We start from the raw sequence: 16,895 nt of genomic DNA, 5'->3' as shown, positions 1-16,895 counted from the left end.
GATGCCTCCCAGCGCGATCAGCGTCAGTCCGACGAGCGCGAGGCCGGCCCCCGTACGGGCCCGGCCAGTAGCTCTCCGAAGGGACCGAGCACCTCTACCTCCCAGTCGATCAGTGGTGGCAGGGCGGCGAGCTGGGCTGGCGAAGGCGTCCAGTGGGTCCATTCGGTCTCGACCTCGATGAGTGGCTCGCCACCGGCCGCGGCGTCGTAGACGCGCAGCACGAAGCTGACGTCGGAGCGCTCATCATAGGCCCAACGGAACTCATCGAACGACCGGACGCCGCCAGTCGGCGCGAGCAGGGTCAGACCCTCTCCCATGTAGATCGGCGCGGGCACGGCCCCACCGGACTCGATCGACTCTCGCCCCGATCCGCCGAGCCACCAGCCCAGACTCAACAGCAGCACGGCCGCCGCCGCGAGGGTGGCAACACGCAGGAGCCAGGGACCGGAGATCGGCTGTTTGGACACACCCGCCCGGTTCGGCTCCAGGTGCGCCCCGTCGGCGCCGGGCTCTTCGGGCCGCGCTGGCGCCGCCGCCCGTGGACGGTCCGACGACGGTTGGGCGAACTCGCCCCTGCTGAAGCGCTCGATCAGTCGCTCGACCTCCTGCTCGCCGGGCGCCCCTTCGAAGCGTGCTGCGGCGGCGAGGTCCTGGGCTTGGTCGCGGGCTGCGGCATTGAGCCGCTGGATGCGGCCGAAGATCACCTCGACCTCCGCGCGGCATTCCGGGCAGCGTTCGAGCTGCTCGCGGACGAGCGGATCCGAGGGATCCAGTTCCCCGGTCGTAAGGGCTTCGAGCAGGGCGTCATGGTCGTGGTGGGCAAGGGGGTTCATTGCTGGGTAGACCTCCTCGCTTCGAGCAAGATCTCGAGCGATTTGAGTCCGCGGTAGTAGCGGGCCTTGGCGGTGTTGGGGGAAACACCCAAGCGGACGCCGATGGCCTCGAAGGTCAGATCCTCGAAGTGCTTGAGCCTGACGACGTCGGCGACGCTCGTCTCGATGCGCTCCAGGCTGCGGTGCACGTCCTCGAACTCGAAGGGGTCGGGCTCGTCGCCGGGGTCCAGGGACTGGTCGTCGACCAGGGTCAAGCGACCGCCCTTGCGACGCAGGGCGTTCATGAACTCGAAGGCGGTGATGCGGTACAGCCAGCCGTCGAAGGCCGAGAAGCCCTGGTACTGGTCGAGCTTGCGCCACACGATCAGCAGCACGTCCTGGCTGACGTCGGCCAGGTCCTCGAAACTCAGCACCCCGCCGAAACGCGCGTTGCGAGCCGCGAGGACCCGCGGAACGGTGCGCAGCCGCGCCGCGAGCTCGCCCAGGGCCGCCCGCTCACGCCGCAGGGCGCGTTGCACGAGATCGAAGTCGGCGTGGGGCTCGGGAACCAAGGCGAGGTCCTCGGCTCGGACTCGAGGATCGCGGTGGATCATAGGCCTCGACCAGGGGGATGAAGGGGTCCGGGTTGGATCGGCTTCCGACCGCTGGAACCGAGGTGCCCCATGGAGCGGTACCGTCGCGGCCTTCCGCTGCGGTTGCCTGATTCGGTCGAATCCTCGATCCCGCGCGCCCGGCCGAGAGCTCCGCAGCCGCCCGCGCCACACGTCTCGACTAGTCGCCAGCCGGCGAGCGCCGCCCGGCGAGGGCGCCCAGCCAGATCGACAGCCCGATCCACAGGACCATGATCGGCGCCGCCATCAGCGCGATCGCTCCCACCGAGTAGCCCAGGCCGACGCTGAGCCAGGTGAAGGTCCGACCGAAGGTCACGTCGCCACCGCGATAGACCACGGTGTCGATGAAGTTCTTCGACTTGAAGCGCTCGTCGCGCGAGACGAGCGTGTAGAGGGTCTCGCGCGACGGTCGCGCGAAGGCGTAGCGCGCCGCCCGCTGGGCCACGAGGACCACAGAGAGGATCGTCAGCAGGGTCGCGTCGGAGCGCCAATCCCCGATCACTTCGCCCCCCAGAATCGACTGGATGAAGTGGACGAACGCCGACGCGAGGGCCATCAGGGGGCCGCCTTCCGCGAACGCGAACCCCACCGCGATCATCCCCAGAAGCGCCACGAGCGGCAGGCCGGCCAGGGTCAGCCCAACCCCGAGGCGCTTCATCATCCAGCCCACGACACCGAGCTGACCCACCAGGGTGATCCAGTTGGTGATCTCGTCCAGGGAGGCCAGGTAGGCGCGCCGCTCGCCGCGATCGGCGATCACCTCGCGCACCAGGTTGGACTGGATGTAATAGAAGATCGTCGACGAGAGGGTCATCAGGAGGATGAACCCGACGATCGCGAGCATGTAGCGCGAACGAACCACCGCCTGGAAGCCGGACCAGATGGTGCCGCCGATGGCTTCGCGCGAGTTCGCGGGACCCGTGGCATCCCGCTCGGCGCGGCGCTCGACGACGCCCACGTTGAAGCTCGCGGCGACCAGCAGGCCCGCGACGATCAACAGGATGCGGCCCGGGCCGATGCCCATCGACGACAGCTCGCCGGTCAGGCGCGCGCCGACGATGCCCCCCACCGTGCCCGCCGCCGCCACGACGCCGTAGAGCCGCTTGGCGCGCTTGAGGTCGCACAGGTCGGAGGCGTAGCTCCAGAAGGAGCTCACCACCAGCATCACGAACACGCTGAGCCAGACGTAGAACACGCGCTCGAGCCACAGGCGCCCGCTGCCCTCGAGCCCGGTGGGACCGAAGTCGCCCAGGCGTAGCCCGCCCAGACCCGCGGAGAAGAGCACCGCGCACAGCGCGAAGAACAGGAACACCCCGCCCATCAGCCGCCGACGGGTCTCGGCCCGCGCGAAAGCCGCGTAGAGGGGCGAGAGCACGAGGTTGACGAAGAAGACCGCCGTCCACAGGTTGCCCAGCTCCGAGGCGATGTTGGCGCCGACCTCGTCGCGCAGGGGTCGCGCGGCGTAGTAGGCGCACAACACCAGGAAGTGCATGGACGCCAGGCCCAGGAGCAGGGGGCCGTCGGAACGGTCGACGCCGAAGAGGCCCAAGAGGCCGCGCGGGGCGCGGTCGGGCTCGGCGTCGGCACCCGTGGCGTTGGAGGGCGGCGTCATGGGCGCGGGACGGGAGGCGCTTTGGCGATGGTTTCCGCGGGGAGGTGGGAATCGGCGACGCCATCTTGCGAAGTAGGGCCGTCGAGCGCGCCCGGTCTCTCGCAGATCGGCGCGCGGCCACCATGCGGCGGTGCCGGTCGCTATTGCGACTCGATCATCCAAACAGTTGTAACGCACGCCGCTTCGACCCTGAACCGTCCCGCCACCCCCAGGCCGCGAGATCGCCGATGAGCCACCCCCACTGCTCCAGCCATTCGATCCATCGTCGTCAACTCCTCGCCGGTGCGAGCGCGGCCCTCGCGACCTTGGGCCTGCCGGCAGCGCGTGCGGCTGCCCAGTCCGAAGCCGTGCCGGGGAAGTCCGCCGCTACTGGCGAGGGCGACGGCGGCAAGACCCTGCTGATTCTCGGCGGCACCGGGTTCCTCGGACCGCACGTGGTCGAGGCGGCCCTCGCGCGCGGATGGACGGTGACGCTGTTCAATCGCGGGCAGACCAACGCGCATCTGTTCCCGGAACTCGAGAAGCTCGTCGGGGATCGCAACCCCACCCGGGGGGACGGGTTGACGGCTCTGGCGGGCGAGCGCACGTGGGATTACGTGGTCGACACCACCAGCTACGTGCCGGCGCGCACCGCCGACGCGATCGAGCTCCTGCGCGACCGGATCGAGCGCTACGCCCTGATCTCGACCATCTCGGTCTACGCGGACTTCGCCACGGACAACCAGGACGAGACCGCACCCGTGGGGCGTCTGGACGACCCGGAGAGCGCGCAGCTCTCCAACGAGACCTACGGCCCGCTCAAGGCCCTGTGCGAGGAGAAGGCCGAGGAGCTGATGCCCGGGCGCGTCGCGAACATCCGGCCGGGCCTGATCGTCGGGCCGCTCGATCCCACCGATCGCTTCACCTACTGGCCCGTGCGCGTGCGCGAGGGTGGCGAGGTCATCGCCCCCGGTGAGCTGGACGATCCGGTGCAGTACATCGACGTGCGCGACCTGGCGGCGTTCACCCTGGACTGCCTGGAGCGGGACCACATGGGCGTCTACAACGCCACCGGTCCGGTCTACGGCGAGACCATCGCCGGCTTGGTCTACGGCTGCCGCGCGGCGACCACCAGCGACGCGCGCCTGCGTTGGGTCGACGCGGACACCCTGGAGCGACTCGAGCTCTACCCCTGGATGCACCTGCCCGTGTGGATGCCCGCGGGGGGCGAGTCGACCGGTATGGGCACGATCGACATCCGCAAGGCCGCCGCTGCCGGGCTCGTCAGCCGCCCCCTCGCGGACACCGTGCGCGACACCCTGGCCTGGTGGGACGAGCAGCCCGCCGACCGCCAGCTACGCCGCGCCATGAGCCGCGAGATGGAGGCCGCGGCGCTCGCCAAGATCGACGCGGGCGAGGTGCCGGAGCGGACGGCGGCGGAACCCGAGTCCGCGGAACCCGAGTCCGCGGGATCCGGGTCGGCGGAAGAGGATGAGGGCTAGGCCCGCGCCCCCGCCTCGAAGCGCTGCTCCCACTGCTCCTGATTGCGCTTCACGTCGCGCACCAGGGGCGAGAGGGTGATCGCCTTGATGATGGCCGAGTTGAGCAGCGAGGCCGGGAAGCCCACCGGCCGTTCGATGTCGAGGAACAGCACGGCGCGCAGGCCGTCGGTCTCGTTCCAGACCTCGTGCACGTAGGAATCGTCGAAGAAGACTCCCTCGCGCTCGCGCCAGACGTGGGTCTCGCCGCCGACTTTGATGCGGCAGCCCTCGGCCGGCTCGGGCACGATCAGCGGCAAGTGGTAGCGCACGACCCCCTTGAAGGGCCCGCGGTGGGCGGGGATGTGCTTGCCGGGCGACAGGATCGAGAACATGGCCAGCTTGAGGCCGGGGACGTCCTTGATCAGGGCCCAGGTCTGGGGGCAGAGCTCGCAGTTCTTCTGGGCGACCATCCCGTAGGCGCAGAAGAAGAACGTCTTCCAGTCGTCGTCCTGGGTGATCAACTCCTGGTCCGGCGAGATCTCCTGGAAGTTCGGCAGCTCGTCGCGGCGCTCGAGCAGGGTGTCCAGCTCGGCCCGGATCGCCGGCCAGCCGCCGCTGACCCCCGGCTCCCAGGTGAAGGGCGCGGGGTCGATGAAGGGCGAGGTGTCGACCTTCGAGAAGGCCGCGATGACGCGCTCCAGGCCGTGCAGGACGGTGTGGGCGACCCACAGGGCCGCGCGCTTGGCGGGGCCCCGGTCGACTTCCAGGAGTGCTTCGTCCTTGTGCTGACCCATGGCCAAACTCTAGAGCGTCGACCGAGACCCGTCACCTCCCGGGTCGACCTGCCCTGGAACGCATCCGCCCGTCGCTCCGCGTCGAACTCCCCCTGCCATGTTCGAACTCGGCCCGGCCCTGATCGCCCTCGCCGCCCTGGTGGGCGCCATGACCCTGTTGTGGCTCCTCAGCCGGAGGGTCGACGACGTGAGCCTGGTCGACCCCTTCTGGGCGCCGGCCTTCGTCCTGTTGGGCGGGGTCTACGCCGCGGCCGCCGAGGGCCCCGTGGGCGCGCGGGGTTGGCTGGCCCTGGGCCTGGTCGGCGCCTGGGCTGCGCGCCTGGGCTCGTACCTGACCTGGCGCTGGTTCCAGCACGAGGACGAGGACGCGCGCTACGCGCAGATGCGGAGCAAGCGCGGGGCGTCCTTCCGCTTGTCGAGCCTGTGGATCGTCTTCTGGCTCCAAGCGGGCCTGGCCTGGATCGTCGCCGCGCCGCTGTTCGCGGCGCTGGCCCACGGCGGCGCACCCGGGATCGTCGCCTGGCTGGGCGTCGGCCTGTGGGCCGTGGGCATGTTCTACGAAGCGGTCGGCGACTGGCAGCTCGCGCGCTTCAAGACCGACCCGGACTCCAAGGGCAAGGTGCTCGACACGGGCCTTTGGGGCCAGACCCGCCACCCGAACTACTTCGGCAACTTCTGCATCTGGTGGGGCGTCTACCTGGTCGCCGCGGACGCAAGTGGCTGGGCCCTGGCGAGCGCCTATGGAGCGCTGTTCATGACGCTCCTGCTCCTGAAGGTCTCGGGCGTCGCCCTGCTCGAGAAGGACATCGGCGAGCGGCGGCCGAAGTACGCGGACTACGTGAAGCGGGTCAACGCGTTCTTTCCGGGGCCGCAGCGCGGGGCCTAGTGTCCTGGATCAGAAATTCGGCGTCACTTCCCGGGCTCCGATCGCCGCTGGCGTCGTTGCGCCTCCTCCGAGTATCGCAGCGGATACGCGTCGTCGGCGCGCCTAGCCAGCATCGATCGGACCTCCGGGCAGTGACGCCGAATTCCGATCCAGGACACTAGCGATACGGTGCTGGCCATGCGGTGCTGGCCATGCGGTGCTGGCTATACGGTGCCGCACCCTTCGATGCGGAACCGTATTGCTCCCTCTCGCTACCGTCTAGCTCTCAGCTCGGCTGCTTCGTGACGCGCAGGTAGGGCTTGACCGTCTTGTAGCCGGGGAAGCGCTTCTTCGCGTCCTCGTCCGAGACCGCCGGCGAGATGATCACGTCGCCGCCGGGCTTCCAGTCCACGGGCGTCGCCACTTGGTGCTTGGCACTGAGCTGCAGCGAGTCGATCACGCGCAACAGCTCGTCGAAGTTGCGACCGACGCTGGCGGGGTAGGTGATCGTCAGCTTGACCTTCTTGTCCGGCCCGATCACGAACACCGAGCGCACGGTCAGCGTCTCGAGCTCGTTGGGGTGGATCATGTCGTAGAGCTGAGCCACCTCGCGGGTGGGGTCGGCCAAGAGCGGGAAGTTCAGGGCCGTGCCCTGGGTCTCCTCGATGTCGCCGGCCCAGCCGCGGTGGTCCTCGATCGGGTCCACCGACAGGCCCAGCACCTTCACGCCGCGCTTGTCCCACTCACTCTTCAGTGCCGCGACGCGACCCAGCTCGGTGGTGCAGACCGGGGTGTAGTCCTTGGGGTGCGAGAACAGCACCGCCCAGGAGCCGTTGATGTAGTCGTGGAAGTGGATCTCGCCCGCGGTGCTGTCGGCGGTGAAGTCGGGGGCGTTGTCGCCGAGTCGAATACTCATGGTCTCGCTCTGAAAGGTGTTTCGGACGCAGCCAAACGGTCAGCCCGTGGCCGTGCCACGCTTGCGCCGCAGTCGGTAGTTCATGAACTCCACGAAGGCCGAGAAGGCCATGGCGAAGTAGACGTAGCCCTTGGGCACGTGCAGCCCGAAGCCGTCGGCCACCAGCAGGGTGCCGATCATCAACAGGAAGCTGAGCGCCAGGGTCTTGAAGGTCGGTTGTTGCTTGAGGAAGGAGCTGATCGCCCCGGCTGAGACGATCATCACCCCCACGCTGATCACGACGGCCAGGACCATGATGATCACGTGGTCGGCCAGCCCCACGGCCGTGATCACCGAATCCAGGGAGAAGACCACGTCCAGGGCCAGGATCTGGGTGATCACCCCGGTCATGGTCGCCACCTTCACCTCGGGCGCAGCCTGACCGCCGTCGACGGTCATGTGGTGCAACTCCAGGGTCGCCTTGCCCATCAAGAACAGGCCGCCCAGGAGCAGGATCAGGTCGCGACCAGAGAAGTCGTGGCCGAAGACGCCGAACAGCGGAGCCGTGAGCTGCACCAGCCAGGAGATCGACAGGAGCAGCGCGATGCGCGTGACCATCGCCGCCAGAAGCCCGAGCTTGCGCGCCTTGTCCCGCTCGCCCTCCGGCAGCCGGTCGGCCAGGATCGCGATGAACACCACGTTGTCGATGCCGAGCACGATCTCGACCGCCGTCAAGGTGGCGAGCGCAATCCAGCTCGCGGGTTCCAGCCAAATCTCCATGGGGCGCTCGCTCTCGGGGTTCGCCGCGACGGACTCGCGGGCGCGGCATGATGCCAAACGCCCGACGCATCCGCGCCCGGCGCGGATCAGCCGAGCGACGGATCGGGCCGCTCGAACTCCGCGACGATGCGGCGCACGGGCGGGTCCTCGCCGTCCATCAGGACGCTGCGCTCGCGCGCGTGCAGCCCGGCGGCTTCGAAAGCGCCGAGCTCCTGTTCGAGCAGAGGCCAGGGCATCAGGCCCTCGGACTCGCCGGGGAGGCGCAGGCGCGCGGCCACGAAGAGTCGGCCGCCGGGGGCGACCAGCGCCGCGATGGCGGCTGCGGCAGCGGGGCGCAGGTCCGGGGGCAGCACTTGCAACGTGTTGATCTCGACCACGAGGTCGAAGCCCAGGCGCAGGCGCTCGGGCAGGTGGCGCAGCTCGGCCACGAGCCACTCGATGTCCTGGTCGGGGAAGCGCTCGGCGGCGCGGGCGATGGCCGTGGGCGCGCAGTCGAAGGCCACCACGCTCGCGCCGAGCTTCGCCAAGTGATTCGCGTCGTCGCCGTAGCCGGTGCCGACCACACACACTCGGCGACCGTCCACCTCGGGCCGCGCCCGCTCGAGCCAGGCGATCAACTCCGGCGAGGGCTCGAGGTCCGTCCACGGCACGCCGACCGAGTCGTCGACGGCGGCCGCCGCGTAGAGCTCCTCGAACCAAGCCAGGGGCTCCCCGCGCGCGAGTGCCCGGCGCGCCAGGTCTCGGGCGGTGCTGCGTCGGTCGGTCATCGCAGCAGGATGCCCGACGAACCTCCGCCAGGTCCAGCCGCCGAGCCTCGAACGGGTGCGGGGACCGACCCCACCCCCCGGTGGCATCGATCCCCGCTGGCCGCGGCCCGGCGGAGGGCCGGACGACCGGGCGCGGCGTCTGCCTGCGCCTCAGATCACTGGGGGAACAGCACCCCGTCGATGAAGTGGATCACGCCGTTTCCGACCACGACGTCGAAGCCGATGATCTTGTTGCCGTTGACGAAGACGTCCGGTCCCTGCACCGAGAAGGTCACGTCCTGGCCGATCAGGGTGCTGGCCGAGTTGAGCCCGAGCACGTCGGCGGCGAAGAACTCACCGGCGATCACGTGGTACTGGAGCACCTTGGCCAGCTCGGTCGGGCTGGCGAGCAGCGCCTCGAGGGAGCCCTGGCGCACCGCGTCGAAGGCGAAATCGGCCGGCGCGAAGACGGTGAACGGCCCGCCGTTCGCGAGGGTGTCGCCGAGGCCGGCGATCCCCACGGCCGTCACCAGCGTGTCGAAGTCCGGCAGGGCCACGAGCATCTCGACCAGGTTCGGCGAGGGCGGCGTGAGCACTGCGTCGATCACGTGGATCACGCCGTTCTGCACCGGGATGTCCACCACGAGGATGCGCGCATCGTCGACGAAGGCGCCCAGCGGCGTGCCGTTGAAGATCACGTTCTCGTTCGCGAGCAGCGTCGGCGACGTACCGCCGGCCACGACCTGGGGACTGAGGACCTCACCGCCCACCACGTGGTAGAGCAGGACGTCCGCGAGCTGGGTCGGGTTCGCCAGGAGGCTCTGCAGCACGCCCGCCGGGAGCTTCTCGAAGGCGCGGTTGGTGGGCGCGAAGAGGGTCAGGGGCCCGTCGCCCTTGAGCGCATCCTTGAGGCCAGCGACCTCAATGGCCGTCTTCAGGGTCGTGAAGTTGGGCTGGCCCGCGACCGCATCGAAGATGTCGATCGGCGCCTGGGCCGGGTTGAGCACATTGTCGATGGTGTGGATCACGCCGTTGGCGACCTTCCAGTCGACGGCCGTGATCTTGGCGCCGTTGACGAAGGCCTCCTGGTTCGCCGTGAAGGTCACGTCCTTCTCGGCCAGGGTCGTGGCGTCGCCGCCCATCAACACGTCGGCGGCCAAGAGCTCGCCGCCTACCACGTGGTACAGCAGCACGCCCTTGAGCGCCTCGGGGTTCGCGATCAGCGCGTTCAGGCGCGCGGCGGGCACCTTGGCGAAGGCCGCGTCGTCCGGCGCGAAGACCGTCAGCGGGCCGGGACCCTTGAGGTCGTTCACGAGCCCGGCGGCCTGCACCGCGGCGACGAGGGTGGTGTAGTTCCCGTCGGCGACCAGGGCGTCGACGATATCGGGTTGGGAGCCGCCCTGGGCGGCGGCGGGAGCCGCGGCGAGAAGGCCGCTGGCGAGGAGCAAGAGGGACTGCTTCATGATTCGGATGGTGGTCGCGGAGACCGGCCGTTGCTTCGCGCTCGCCACGACCGACGTGGGGAAGGAAGGCGCGACGCCTCGTCCGACTCGACCAGCGCTTCGCCCTCGCCCCGCGGCCGGATCCGATCTGCGCTCGAGTTTGCGCCGCGCGAATTGAACCGATGCAATCGCGCCTCCCCCGCGCGGCATGGGCGCCCGCCGCAACACACCGCGCATCGCCATTGGCCTCTCGATCGCGTCGTGTAGGGTCAATGCAGAAAGATTGCGTCAACGCAAGTTCTCGCGGAGCACGCAGATCGGGCGCAATCGGTCGATTGCCGCATCCGTTCACGGCCGGGAGCGATCCGTAACGTGTGAGCTGGTCCCCCACTCTCGACGACGGTCAACCGGCCTACCTGGCCCTGGCGGACGCCATCGCGCGGGACGTGCGCCGCGGCAAGTTGGCGGCCGGTGAAAGGCTGCCGACCCAGCGCGCCCTCGCCGGCCGGCTGGGGATCACGCCCGGCACCGTGGCCCGCGCCTACCTCGAGGCCGAGCGGCGCGGCTTGACCCGGGCCCACGTGGGCCGCGGCGCCTTCGTGCGCGGCGACGGCGTCGACGCGGCCCAGGCCGACGGCTGGCTCGAGCGGGGCCTGGCCCCCGAGAGCGTCGTCGACCTCTCCCTCAACCACCCGCCCACCGGTCCCGAGTCGGGGGTCGACACGGCCCTGGCCGAGGTGCTCTCGGAGATCGCCTCGGGCGGCGGACTCGACGCGCTCCTGCGCCTGCAGCCGGCGCGCGGCACGGCCCGCCACCGCGAGATCGGCGCGCGTTGGCTGTCCGAACGCGCGCCGGACACGGACCCCGAGCGCCTGGTGGTCTGCTCCGGCGGCCAGCACGCCCTGGCGGTGGCCCTCGGGGCCCTGTGTCGACGGGGCGACGTGCTCCTGACCGAGACGCTGACCTACCCCGGGGTCCTGACCCTGGCCCAGCAGCTCGGACTCCAGGTCCGCGCCGTGGCCCAGGACGAGTACGGCCTGCGCCCCGACGCCCTGCGCGAAGCCTGCGCGCGCTATCGGCCCCAAGCGCTCTACTGCATCCCGACCCTGCAGAACCCGACCACCGCCGTGATGCCGGCCGCGCGGCGCGACGAGGTCGCCCAGGTGCTGCGCGAGGCGGACGTGCCCCTGGTCGAGGACGACGTCTACGGACCGCTGTTCGGCCCCGAGGTCGAGCCCATCTCCACGCGCCTGCCCGAGCTCGGGCACCTGGTCGTGAACGCCGGCAAGAGCCTGGCCCCCGGCCTGCGCGTGGGCTTCCTGCACGCCCCCCGCGCGCGCTTGCCCGAGCTCGAGCGTCTGGTGCGCGACAACGGTTGGTCCGTGGCGCCGCTGATGGTCGAGCTGGTCTCGCGCTGGATCGACGACGGCACCGCCGCGCGCGTCACCGAACGCCGCCGCACCGAAGCCGCCAGCCGGATCGAGCTGGCCCGGCGCACCCTCGGCGACTGGTCCTTGGCCGCCCATCCCCGCGGCTTCCACCTGTGGCTGGCCCTGCCCGACCCGTGGAACGCGAGGGACTTCGTCGCCGCGGCCGCCGAGCGCGGCGTCCGCCTGGCCCCCACCGAAGCCTTCGTCGCCGGCGGCCCGGTGCCGCGCCGCGTGCGCCTCTGCCTGGGCCGCGAGCCGTCGATGGAGAGCCTGCGCGGCGGCTTGGAGCGACTGGCCGGACTGCTCTCCGGCCAGTGACTCGCGCCGCTCAGGCCACGCGCTGGTGCCTGCGATTGACCACGTGGTCCGCCACCGAAGAGGCGCACCAGGCGTCGGGCTTGAGCCGCACCTCGAAGCCGTTGCCCAGGCCCATGCCCGCCAGGGAGCGGGCGTAGCGCGACGACTTGTGGCGCTCATCGGGGTTGGCGTCGATGTGGAGCACGATGTCCTGGGGCACCCGCTCGGAGAGCATCAGCGCCGTCTCGATGCTCATCTGCGCCTCCTGGATCAAGCGCTGGGCCAGGGCGCCCATGCGCTGGCAGCGCTGCTTGCGGTACAGCACGCGCGCGCCGAACCCCGGACGCAAGATCGCCACGACCGTCACGAAGTCCGTGTGGGCGCCGCGGTTCTTGGAGTCCGTTCCGACGTGTATCAAGAACTCGTCGTCGCCGACGAGCTCCTCCAATGCGCTGTCGAGGTCGTCGATCCACGACCCGGACAGGTGTCGCCATCTGTCGGCCATGGCGACGATAGGTAACCCGGGGCCGCGCCGCGCGAAGCCTCAAATTTCCGCGAAGGCTCGGAGCCCTGCGTGGCGGGCCCTGGCGGCGTTGCGCGGCGGATCGAACCCCGCCCCGCCGGGCCGGCGACCCGACCGGCTCGGCGTCAGCGGGTGTACACGACCAGGTCGGCGCGTCCCCGATCGTCCTCGGCCAGTGCGCCCGCGGCCACGGGCTGCAGGCTGATGACGAGCACGCGTACCGTCGGCAGCAGGTGGCGCAACTGGGCCACGGTTCCGCCCTCGAAGTCCGAGTGGAACTGGCCGACGAGCAGGGCGACCTTGTGCTTCGTGCTCGGCCCGGCGGCGGCGATGCTGCCGGCCATGGTCGCGTCCCACATCGACTGGGAGCGGAAGACCTTGGCGACCATCTCCTCGTCCATGCCGCCGTCGCCGTGGCCCATGCCGCCCATCAGTTCGAAGAAGCGCTGGCGGTAGCCCTCGGGTTGGGGACCGTGGGGGAAGTCGAAGTAGGCGCGGCGGCGGGCGTCGACGGCGGCGAGGGGGCCGTAGCCGCGGCGGCTGGCGACCCGCACGTAGCGGCGCGGCGCGTTGGCGGCGATCACGCGACCGTCGTGCTCGAGGGCGGCGTCGATCACCGGCTGGTACCACGCGGCCCAGGAGCCCTCGCCGGCCCAGGAGCTCGAGTTCGTGTCGCCGGCGAACATGGCCGCGTCCACCAACCCGGCGGCCAGGTCGTTGACCGCGTCCTGCTCGTCGCGCTCGAGCATCTCGAGGGCCAGGGCGCTGCCGGGGAAGCGCTCGAACAGGGCCTCGACCACCGCGCGCTGGTAGGCGTGGCCCCCGGCGTCGTCGTGGGTCTCGCCCAGCACCACCACTTGCACCCCGGCGGCGCGCTCGAGGAGCTCTTCGAAGCTCAGCTCGGCGCCGGTGTCGCCGTCGAAGACGGCAAAGGCCCGGGCCTCCTCGACGGGCACGACCGACGCCGCCATGTCGGCCCCGCCGGGAGCGTTCGAGCCCGTCGTGGAGGCGCAACCGGCCAGGGCGAGCGCGAGGAAGATCAGGGGCGACGTGGCGGGGTTGATGCTGTGCACGCGATCGGAGGGTCGGGGACCAGGGGGGACGGTCCGACCGTGGGGGCCGGGCCGGTGGGTTAGGGCGGGATCACGATCCGGTCGGCGCGAACGGTTCTGGGTCGCGTCGGCGCCTCGCCCAGCCGCGCTCCTCGACCGCCCTGACTAGGCGCGGAAGGCCGCGCGGGTCTCTTCGACCACGCGCTCGACGTCGGCGGCCGAGAGCTCGGCGTGCAGGGGCAGTCGCACGATGGACTCGGCCGCGCGCCGGGTGTTGGGCAGCTCGCCCAGGTCGCCCAGCTTCTCGCGGGCGTAGGGCGAGTTGTGGAGGGGCTGGAAGTGGAAGGTCGCGCCGACGCCGACCTCGCGCAGGCGCGTCAGGACCTTGTCCTGCAGCTCCGGCGTGCGGGCCAGGACCCAGTAGATGTGGCCGTTGTGGGCGGCGCCCTCGGGCACCACGGGCCGGGTCAGGAGGCCCTCGGCCTCGAGCTCGGCCAAGCCCGCGTGGTAGGTCTCCCAGATCGCGCGGCGGGCCTCAGTCAGCTCCGCGAGGCGCGAGAGCTGGACCTCGAGCAGGGCCGCCAACAGGTCGGACAGCACGTAGCTACCGCCCGGACCGACCCAGGTGTACTTGTCGACCTCGCCGCGCAGGAAGGCGCTGCGGTTGGTGCCCTTCTCCTGGATGATCTCGGCCTTGCGCGCCAGCTCCGGATCGTCGGTCAGGAAGGCGCCGCCCTCCCCGCTGATCAGGTTCTTGGTCACGTGGAAGGAGATGCAGCCGATGTCGCCGACGGTTCCCAGGGGCCGCCCGCGCCAGGTCGACCCGATGCCCTGGGCCGCGTCCTCCACCAGCCGCAGGCCGCGGTCGCGTGCGAGCGCCATCAGGCGATCCATGTCGCAGCTGATGCCGGCGTAGTGCACCGGCATGATCATCCGAGACCGCGCGGTCAGGCGGCGCTCGATCTCGTCCGAGCAGATGTTGAGCGTGCCCAGCTCGATGTCGCAGAAGATCGGCGTCGCCCCGCGGGCCAGGATCGCGTTGGCCTGGCTCACGAAGGCGAAGGAGGGCATCAGCACCTCGTCGCCCGGGCCGATGTCGCAGGCGAGCAGCGACATCTCCATCGCCGCCGTGGCGCTGGGCGTGAGCAGCGCGCGGTGCACCGAGCACATCTGCGCCAGATCGTGCTGCACCCGCCGGCCGATCTGGTCGTTGCCGCCCAGGTGGCTGGCGCGCAGGGCGGCCAGCACGGCCTGCTCCTCGGCCTCGCCGACGGAGGGCCGGGTCAAAACGATTCGGCCCGGTTTGGCGTCCAGCGGGGCGGTCATTAGCCAGAGCATGGCGTCCCCCCGGGCGGGTGACAAGATACCTTGAGGCCATGAGCCAACTGGTCACCGTGCGGGAGGTCGACGCCCTCGAACCCGAGGTCGTGGGCGAACTTCTCCGCGATCACCCCTACGACGACTACCGCCGCCACCGGCGGATCGCGCCCGACGCGGCCCTGGCCTTCCTGCGCGAGCGGGCCCAGGAATCGGCCGCGGCCGAGCGCTGCCACCGGCTCTTGGCGCGGGACCGGTCCGATGGCCGCCCGGCCGGGGTGCTGATGCTCCAGTACCTGTCCCACGACTCCGAGCTCCTCGGTCGGCCCATGGGCGGCATCCCGTTTCTGCTCGTGCGGGCCGACCACCCGGACCCCGGGGACGTGCTGCGGGCGCTGCTGCTGTCCCTGCCCTACCTGGTCCAGCGCGAGGGCTACTCCCACGTGTCGGTGCGGATCGACAGCGCCGACATCGCCGCCTACCACGAGCTGACCGACGCCGGCTTCCGCCTGATGGAGACCCTGGTCTCCATGGCCTACGACACCGAACGCCGCGGCATCGGGGTGATAGATCCGGCCGAGTTCGGCTTCGACGGGGTCGTACGCACCGTCGAGCCGCGCGACCACGACGCGGTGGCGGAGATGTCGCGCAAGCGCTTCACCCTCAACCGCTACCACCTGGACCAGAGCATCTCCCACGAGGCCGCGGGCGAGCTGATGGCCAGGTGGGCGCGGAGCTACTGCGAGAACGACCAGGACTGCCAGGTCTGGGTCGCTGAAGGGAAGGGCGGCGAGTTGGCCGGCTTCCTCGGCCACCAACTCAACCGCGGGCTCGAGAAACACAGCGGCATCCTGGTCTCCGGCCGCGCCCTGCTCGCGGTCGAGGACCCGCGCACCGGCGTGGGCCAGATGCTCTCGCGCGCGCACACCTGGCAGAGCCCGGGGGACTACAAGGAAGCGGACACCCAGCTCAACAACTACGGGATGATCAAAGCCTCGTTCAAGCTGGACATGGACATGGTGCGGACCAAATACACGTTCCACCGTTAGAGGCGCGGAGGCGTCCGAGGACATGCGAATCGTCTGGACGCTGATCATCCTCGCCGCGGCCGCCGCCGGCGTGGTGGCCTCGGCGCTGCTCTTGGGGATCGATTGGGGCTATGGCGCCGCGGCCGTGGAGGTCACCTGCGGGCCCGCGGGCGGCTGCGCGCGCCTCGCGGCCAGTCCCTGGGCGGTGTTTCCGCCGCGCGTCGGCCCGCTGGCGGGCGAGCTGCCGCGCGTGCCGGTGGCGCTGCTCGGCCTCATGCACTTCCTGATCGTGTTCGTGCACGCGGCATTGACCGGGCGCGCGCCCTGGATTTCGGCGGTGTTCGGACTCGTGGCGAGCGGGGTGTATCTGGTGTTGTCGGCGTTGGAGCTGCCGATCGTGTGTGCACTGTGCCTGGTGGTGCACGGATCCAACTTGATCCTCTTCGGCGCCAGCTTCGCCCGTCGACGCGCGGCGACCGAACCCGAGCGCACCGAGCGCCGCAGCGCCCTCGCGATCCCCTTAGCCCTCGTCCTGGCCCTGGTTTGGATCGACGCGACGCGGCCGTCGACGGGCAAGTTGCTCTCGATCCACCGCGGTGCGCGCACCGCGTTCGCTGAGCCCTCGCGCGCGGCGCAGTTCGACGGACAACTCGTGCCCCAAGCCCTGCGCCTCGCCGCCGCGACTGAGCCCGCCCACCAGTTGGTGGTCTTCTCCGACCCCCACTGCCCGGCCTGCCGCGCCTTCGAGCGCTTCCTGCACCTGCGGCTGCTCCCCCTGGCCGAAGGCCGGCTGGAGGTCTCGGTCCACCTCTACCCGCTGACCAAGCTCCACCCCGCCGCCTTCGAGGTCGCCAAGTCCCTGGAGGCCGCGGCGCTCCAAGACGCCTGGGACGCGGCCACGGCCCTGGTGGCATCGAGTCCGGTCGAGGCAGAGCACGATCCCCGTGCCATGGCCGAACAGCTCGGCCTCGACGTGGAGCGCTTCCTCGCCGATCGCTCCAGCGCCCTGGTCGACGACCGCCTCCAACGCACCCGCCTGGCCGCCGCGGCCCTGGGTGTCGACGAGGTACCGACGGTGTTCCTCGACCGCGTGCGCCTCGAGCCGCGGCTGCACGGCTACCTGCCGTTCTGGGAGGGTGCGCTGGCCGACTGAGGCCGTGCGGCTTCCACGCTTGTCCGAATCTGGCCAGACCGCCGCGCGGAGCCGCTC

The 16,895-nt window shown here is 70.7% G+C and carries 16 protein-coding genes; 5 read left to right on the top strand and 11 right to left on the bottom strand.

All coding sequences use genetic code 11. From position 1 onward, the window contains the following. Positions 1 to 23: 23 nt before the first annotated feature. The 3 genes from Pla133_RS02745 to Pla133_RS02735 all read right to left on the bottom strand — a co-directional run bounded on the left by Pla133_RS02745 (position 24) and on the right by Pla133_RS02735 (position 3,056). The gene (locus Pla133_RS02745; RefSeq protein ID WP_145062178.1) at positions 24 to 833 is read right to left on the bottom strand and encodes a hypothetical protein; all 810 of its coding nucleotides are present in this window, start codon (positions 831 to 833) and stop codon (positions 24 to 26) included. After that, the gene (locus tag Pla133_RS02740; protein WP_419192062.1) at positions 830 to 1,384 is read right to left on the bottom strand and encodes an RNA polymerase sigma factor; all 555 of its coding nucleotides are present in this window, start codon (positions 1,382 to 1,384) and stop codon (positions 830 to 832) included. Before Pla133_RS02740 ends, Pla133_RS02745 begins: the two co-directional genes overlap by 4 nt. Positions 1,385 to 1,604: 220 nt before the next feature. Further along, the gene (locus Pla133_RS02735) at positions 1,605 to 3,056 is read right to left on the bottom strand and encodes an NTP/NDP exchange transporter (protein ID WP_145062174.1); all 1,452 of its coding nucleotides are present in this window, start codon (positions 3,054 to 3,056) and stop codon (positions 1,605 to 1,607) included. 227 nt (positions 3,057 to 3,283) lie between these two features. Between Pla133_RS02735 and Pla133_RS02730 the strand changes: the two genes are divergently transcribed. Continuing rightward, positions 3,284 to 4,537 carry an NAD-dependent epimerase/dehydratase family protein gene (locus tag Pla133_RS02730; protein WP_145062172.1) on the top strand — a complete coding sequence of 418 codons (1,254 nt, stop codon included), beginning with the start codon at positions 3,284 to 3,286 and terminating at the stop codon, positions 4,535 to 4,537. Here Pla133_RS02730 and Pla133_RS02725 read toward each other — a convergent pair. Beyond that, positions 4,534 to 5,310 (bottom strand): aspartyl/asparaginyl beta-hydroxylase domain-containing protein, encoded by a 777-nt coding sequence (locus Pla133_RS02725; protein ID WP_145062170.1) that lies wholly within the window; start codon positions 5,308 to 5,310, stop codon positions 4,534 to 4,536. The genes Pla133_RS02730 and Pla133_RS02725 overlap by 4 nt on opposite strands. A gap of 97 nt (positions 5,311 to 5,407) precedes the next feature. On the opposite strand from Pla133_RS02725, the gene Pla133_RS02720 reads away from it, so the two are divergent. Beyond that, positions 5,408 to 6,196, top strand: a complete 789-nt coding sequence (locus Pla133_RS02720) for a DUF1295 domain-containing protein (RefSeq protein WP_145062168.1) — start codon at positions 5,408 to 5,410, stop codon at positions 6,194 to 6,196. A gap of 265 nt (positions 6,197 to 6,461) precedes the next feature. Here the strand turns inward: Pla133_RS02720 and Pla133_RS02715 are convergent, their stop codons facing one another. The 4 genes from Pla133_RS02715 to Pla133_RS02700 all read right to left on the bottom strand — a co-directional run bounded on the left by Pla133_RS02715 (position 6,462) and on the right by Pla133_RS02700 (position 10,059). Continuing rightward, positions 6,462 to 7,091, bottom strand: coding sequence for a peroxiredoxin (locus Pla133_RS02715; RefSeq protein WP_145062166.1), 630 nt, complete (start codon positions 7,089 to 7,091; stop codon positions 6,462 to 6,464). A 39-nt stretch (positions 7,092 to 7,130) separates the two neighbouring features. After that, positions 7,131 to 7,850, bottom strand: coding sequence for a TerC family protein (locus tag Pla133_RS02710; protein WP_145062164.1), 720 nt, complete (start codon positions 7,848 to 7,850; stop codon positions 7,131 to 7,133). A gap of 86 nt (positions 7,851 to 7,936) precedes the next feature. Next, complete coding sequence (locus Pla133_RS02705; protein ID WP_419192061.1) at positions 7,937 to 8,617, bottom strand: class I SAM-dependent methyltransferase; 681 nt, start codon at positions 8,615 to 8,617, stop codon at positions 7,937 to 7,939. Between the two features lie 155 nt (positions 8,618 to 8,772). Next, a complete protein-coding gene (locus Pla133_RS02700; protein ID WP_419192060.1) occupies positions 8,773 to 10,059 on the bottom strand; it encodes a fasciclin domain-containing protein in 1,287 nt (428 codons plus the stop codon). Positions 10,060 to 10,412: 353 nt separating this feature from the next. On the opposite strand from Pla133_RS02700, the gene Pla133_RS02695 reads away from it, so the two are divergent. After that, positions 10,413 to 11,786: an aminotransferase-like domain-containing protein gene (locus Pla133_RS02695; RefSeq protein ID WP_145062158.1), complete on the top strand. Its 1,374-nt coding sequence runs from the start codon at positions 10,413 to 10,415 to the stop codon at positions 11,784 to 11,786. Between the two features lie 10 nt (positions 11,787 to 11,796). On the opposite strand, the gene Pla133_RS02690 is transcribed toward Pla133_RS02695, so the two are convergent. From Pla133_RS02690 to rffA, 3 genes are all read right to left on the bottom strand, one after another. Continuing rightward, positions 11,797 to 12,270 carry a ribonuclease H-like YkuK family protein gene (locus Pla133_RS02690; protein ID WP_145062155.1) on the bottom strand — a complete coding sequence of 158 codons (474 nt, stop codon included), beginning with the start codon at positions 12,268 to 12,270 and terminating at the stop codon, positions 11,797 to 11,799. Between the two features lie 143 nt (positions 12,271 to 12,413). Next, on the bottom strand, positions 12,414 to 13,361 hold the full coding sequence (locus Pla133_RS02685) for a ChaN family lipoprotein (protein ID WP_145062153.1): 948 nt from the start codon (positions 13,359 to 13,361) through the stop codon (positions 12,414 to 12,416). Positions 13,362 to 13,505: 144 nt separating this feature from the next. Further along, the gene (gene rffA, locus Pla133_RS02680; RefSeq protein WP_419192059.1) at positions 13,506 to 14,666 is read right to left on the bottom strand and encodes a dTDP-4-amino-4,6-dideoxygalactose transaminase; all 1,161 of its coding nucleotides are present in this window, start codon (positions 14,664 to 14,666) and stop codon (positions 13,506 to 13,508) included. Between the two features lie 50 nt (positions 14,667 to 14,716). On the opposite strand from rffA, the gene Pla133_RS02675 reads away from it, so the two are divergent. Both Pla133_RS02675 and Pla133_RS02670 read left to right on the top strand, forming a co-directional pair. Then, positions 14,717 to 15,706, top strand: coding sequence for a hypothetical protein (locus tag Pla133_RS02675; protein WP_145062124.1), 990 nt, complete (start codon positions 14,717 to 14,719; stop codon positions 15,704 to 15,706). A 22-nt stretch (positions 15,707 to 15,728) separates the two neighbouring features. Next, positions 15,729 to 16,838 carry a vitamin K epoxide reductase family protein gene (locus Pla133_RS02670; RefSeq protein WP_145062122.1) on the top strand — a complete coding sequence of 370 codons (1,110 nt, stop codon included), beginning with the start codon at positions 15,729 to 15,731 and terminating at the stop codon, positions 16,836 to 16,838. Positions 16,839 to 16,895: the final 57 nt, after the last annotated feature.

The organism is Engelhardtia mirabilis, assembly GCF_007748095.1.
Lineage (GTDB): Bacteria > Planctomycetota > UBA1135 > UBA1135.
This window is presented reverse-complemented; position numbering and strand designations above follow the sequence as displayed.

Coding starts and splice junctions, on each gene's coding strand:
- Pla133_RS02745 (WP_145062178.1), bottom strand. CDS start 833: ATGAACCCCCTTGCCCACCACGACCATGACGCCCTGCTCGAAGCCCTT.
- Pla133_RS02735 (WP_145062174.1), bottom strand. CDS start 3,056: ATGACGCCGCCCTCCAACGCCACGGGTGCCGACGCCGAGCCCGACCGC.
- Pla133_RS02730 (WP_145062172.1), top strand. CDS start 3,284: ATGAGCCACCCCCACTGCTCCAGCCATTCGATCCATCGTCGTCAACTC.
- Pla133_RS02725 (WP_145062170.1), bottom strand. CDS start 5,310: ATGGGTCAGCACAAGGACGAAGCACTCCTGGAAGTCGACCGGGGCCCC.
- Pla133_RS02720 (WP_145062168.1), top strand. CDS start 5,408: ATGTTCGAACTCGGCCCGGCCCTGATCGCCCTCGCCGCCCTGGTGGGC.
- Pla133_RS02715 (WP_145062166.1), bottom strand. CDS start 7,091: ATGAGTATTCGACTCGGCGACAACGCCCCCGACTTCACCGCCGACAGC.
- Pla133_RS02710 (WP_145062164.1), bottom strand. CDS start 7,850: ATGGAGATTTGGCTGGAACCCGCGAGCTGGATTGCGCTCGCCACCTTG.
- Pla133_RS02705 (WP_419192061.1), bottom strand. CDS start 8,617: ATGACCGACCGACGCAGCACCGCCCGAGACCTGGCGCGCCGGGCACTC.
- Pla133_RS02700 (WP_419192060.1), bottom strand. CDS start 10,059: ATGAAGCAGTCCCTCTTGCTCCTCGCCAGCGGCCTTCTCGCCGCGGCT.
- Pla133_RS02690 (WP_145062155.1), bottom strand. CDS start 12,270: ATGGCCGACAGATGGCGACACCTGTCCGGGTCGTGGATCGACGACCTC.
- rffA (WP_419192059.1), bottom strand. CDS start 14,666: ATGACCGCCCCGCTGGACGCCAAACCGGGCCGAATCGTTTTGACCCGG.
- Pla133_RS02675 (WP_145062124.1), top strand. CDS start 14,717: ATGAGCCAACTGGTCACCGTGCGGGAGGTCGACGCCCTCGAACCCGAG.
- Pla133_RS02670 (WP_145062122.1), top strand. CDS start 15,729: ATGCGAATCGTCTGGACGCTGATCATCCTCGCCGCGGCCGCCGCCGGC.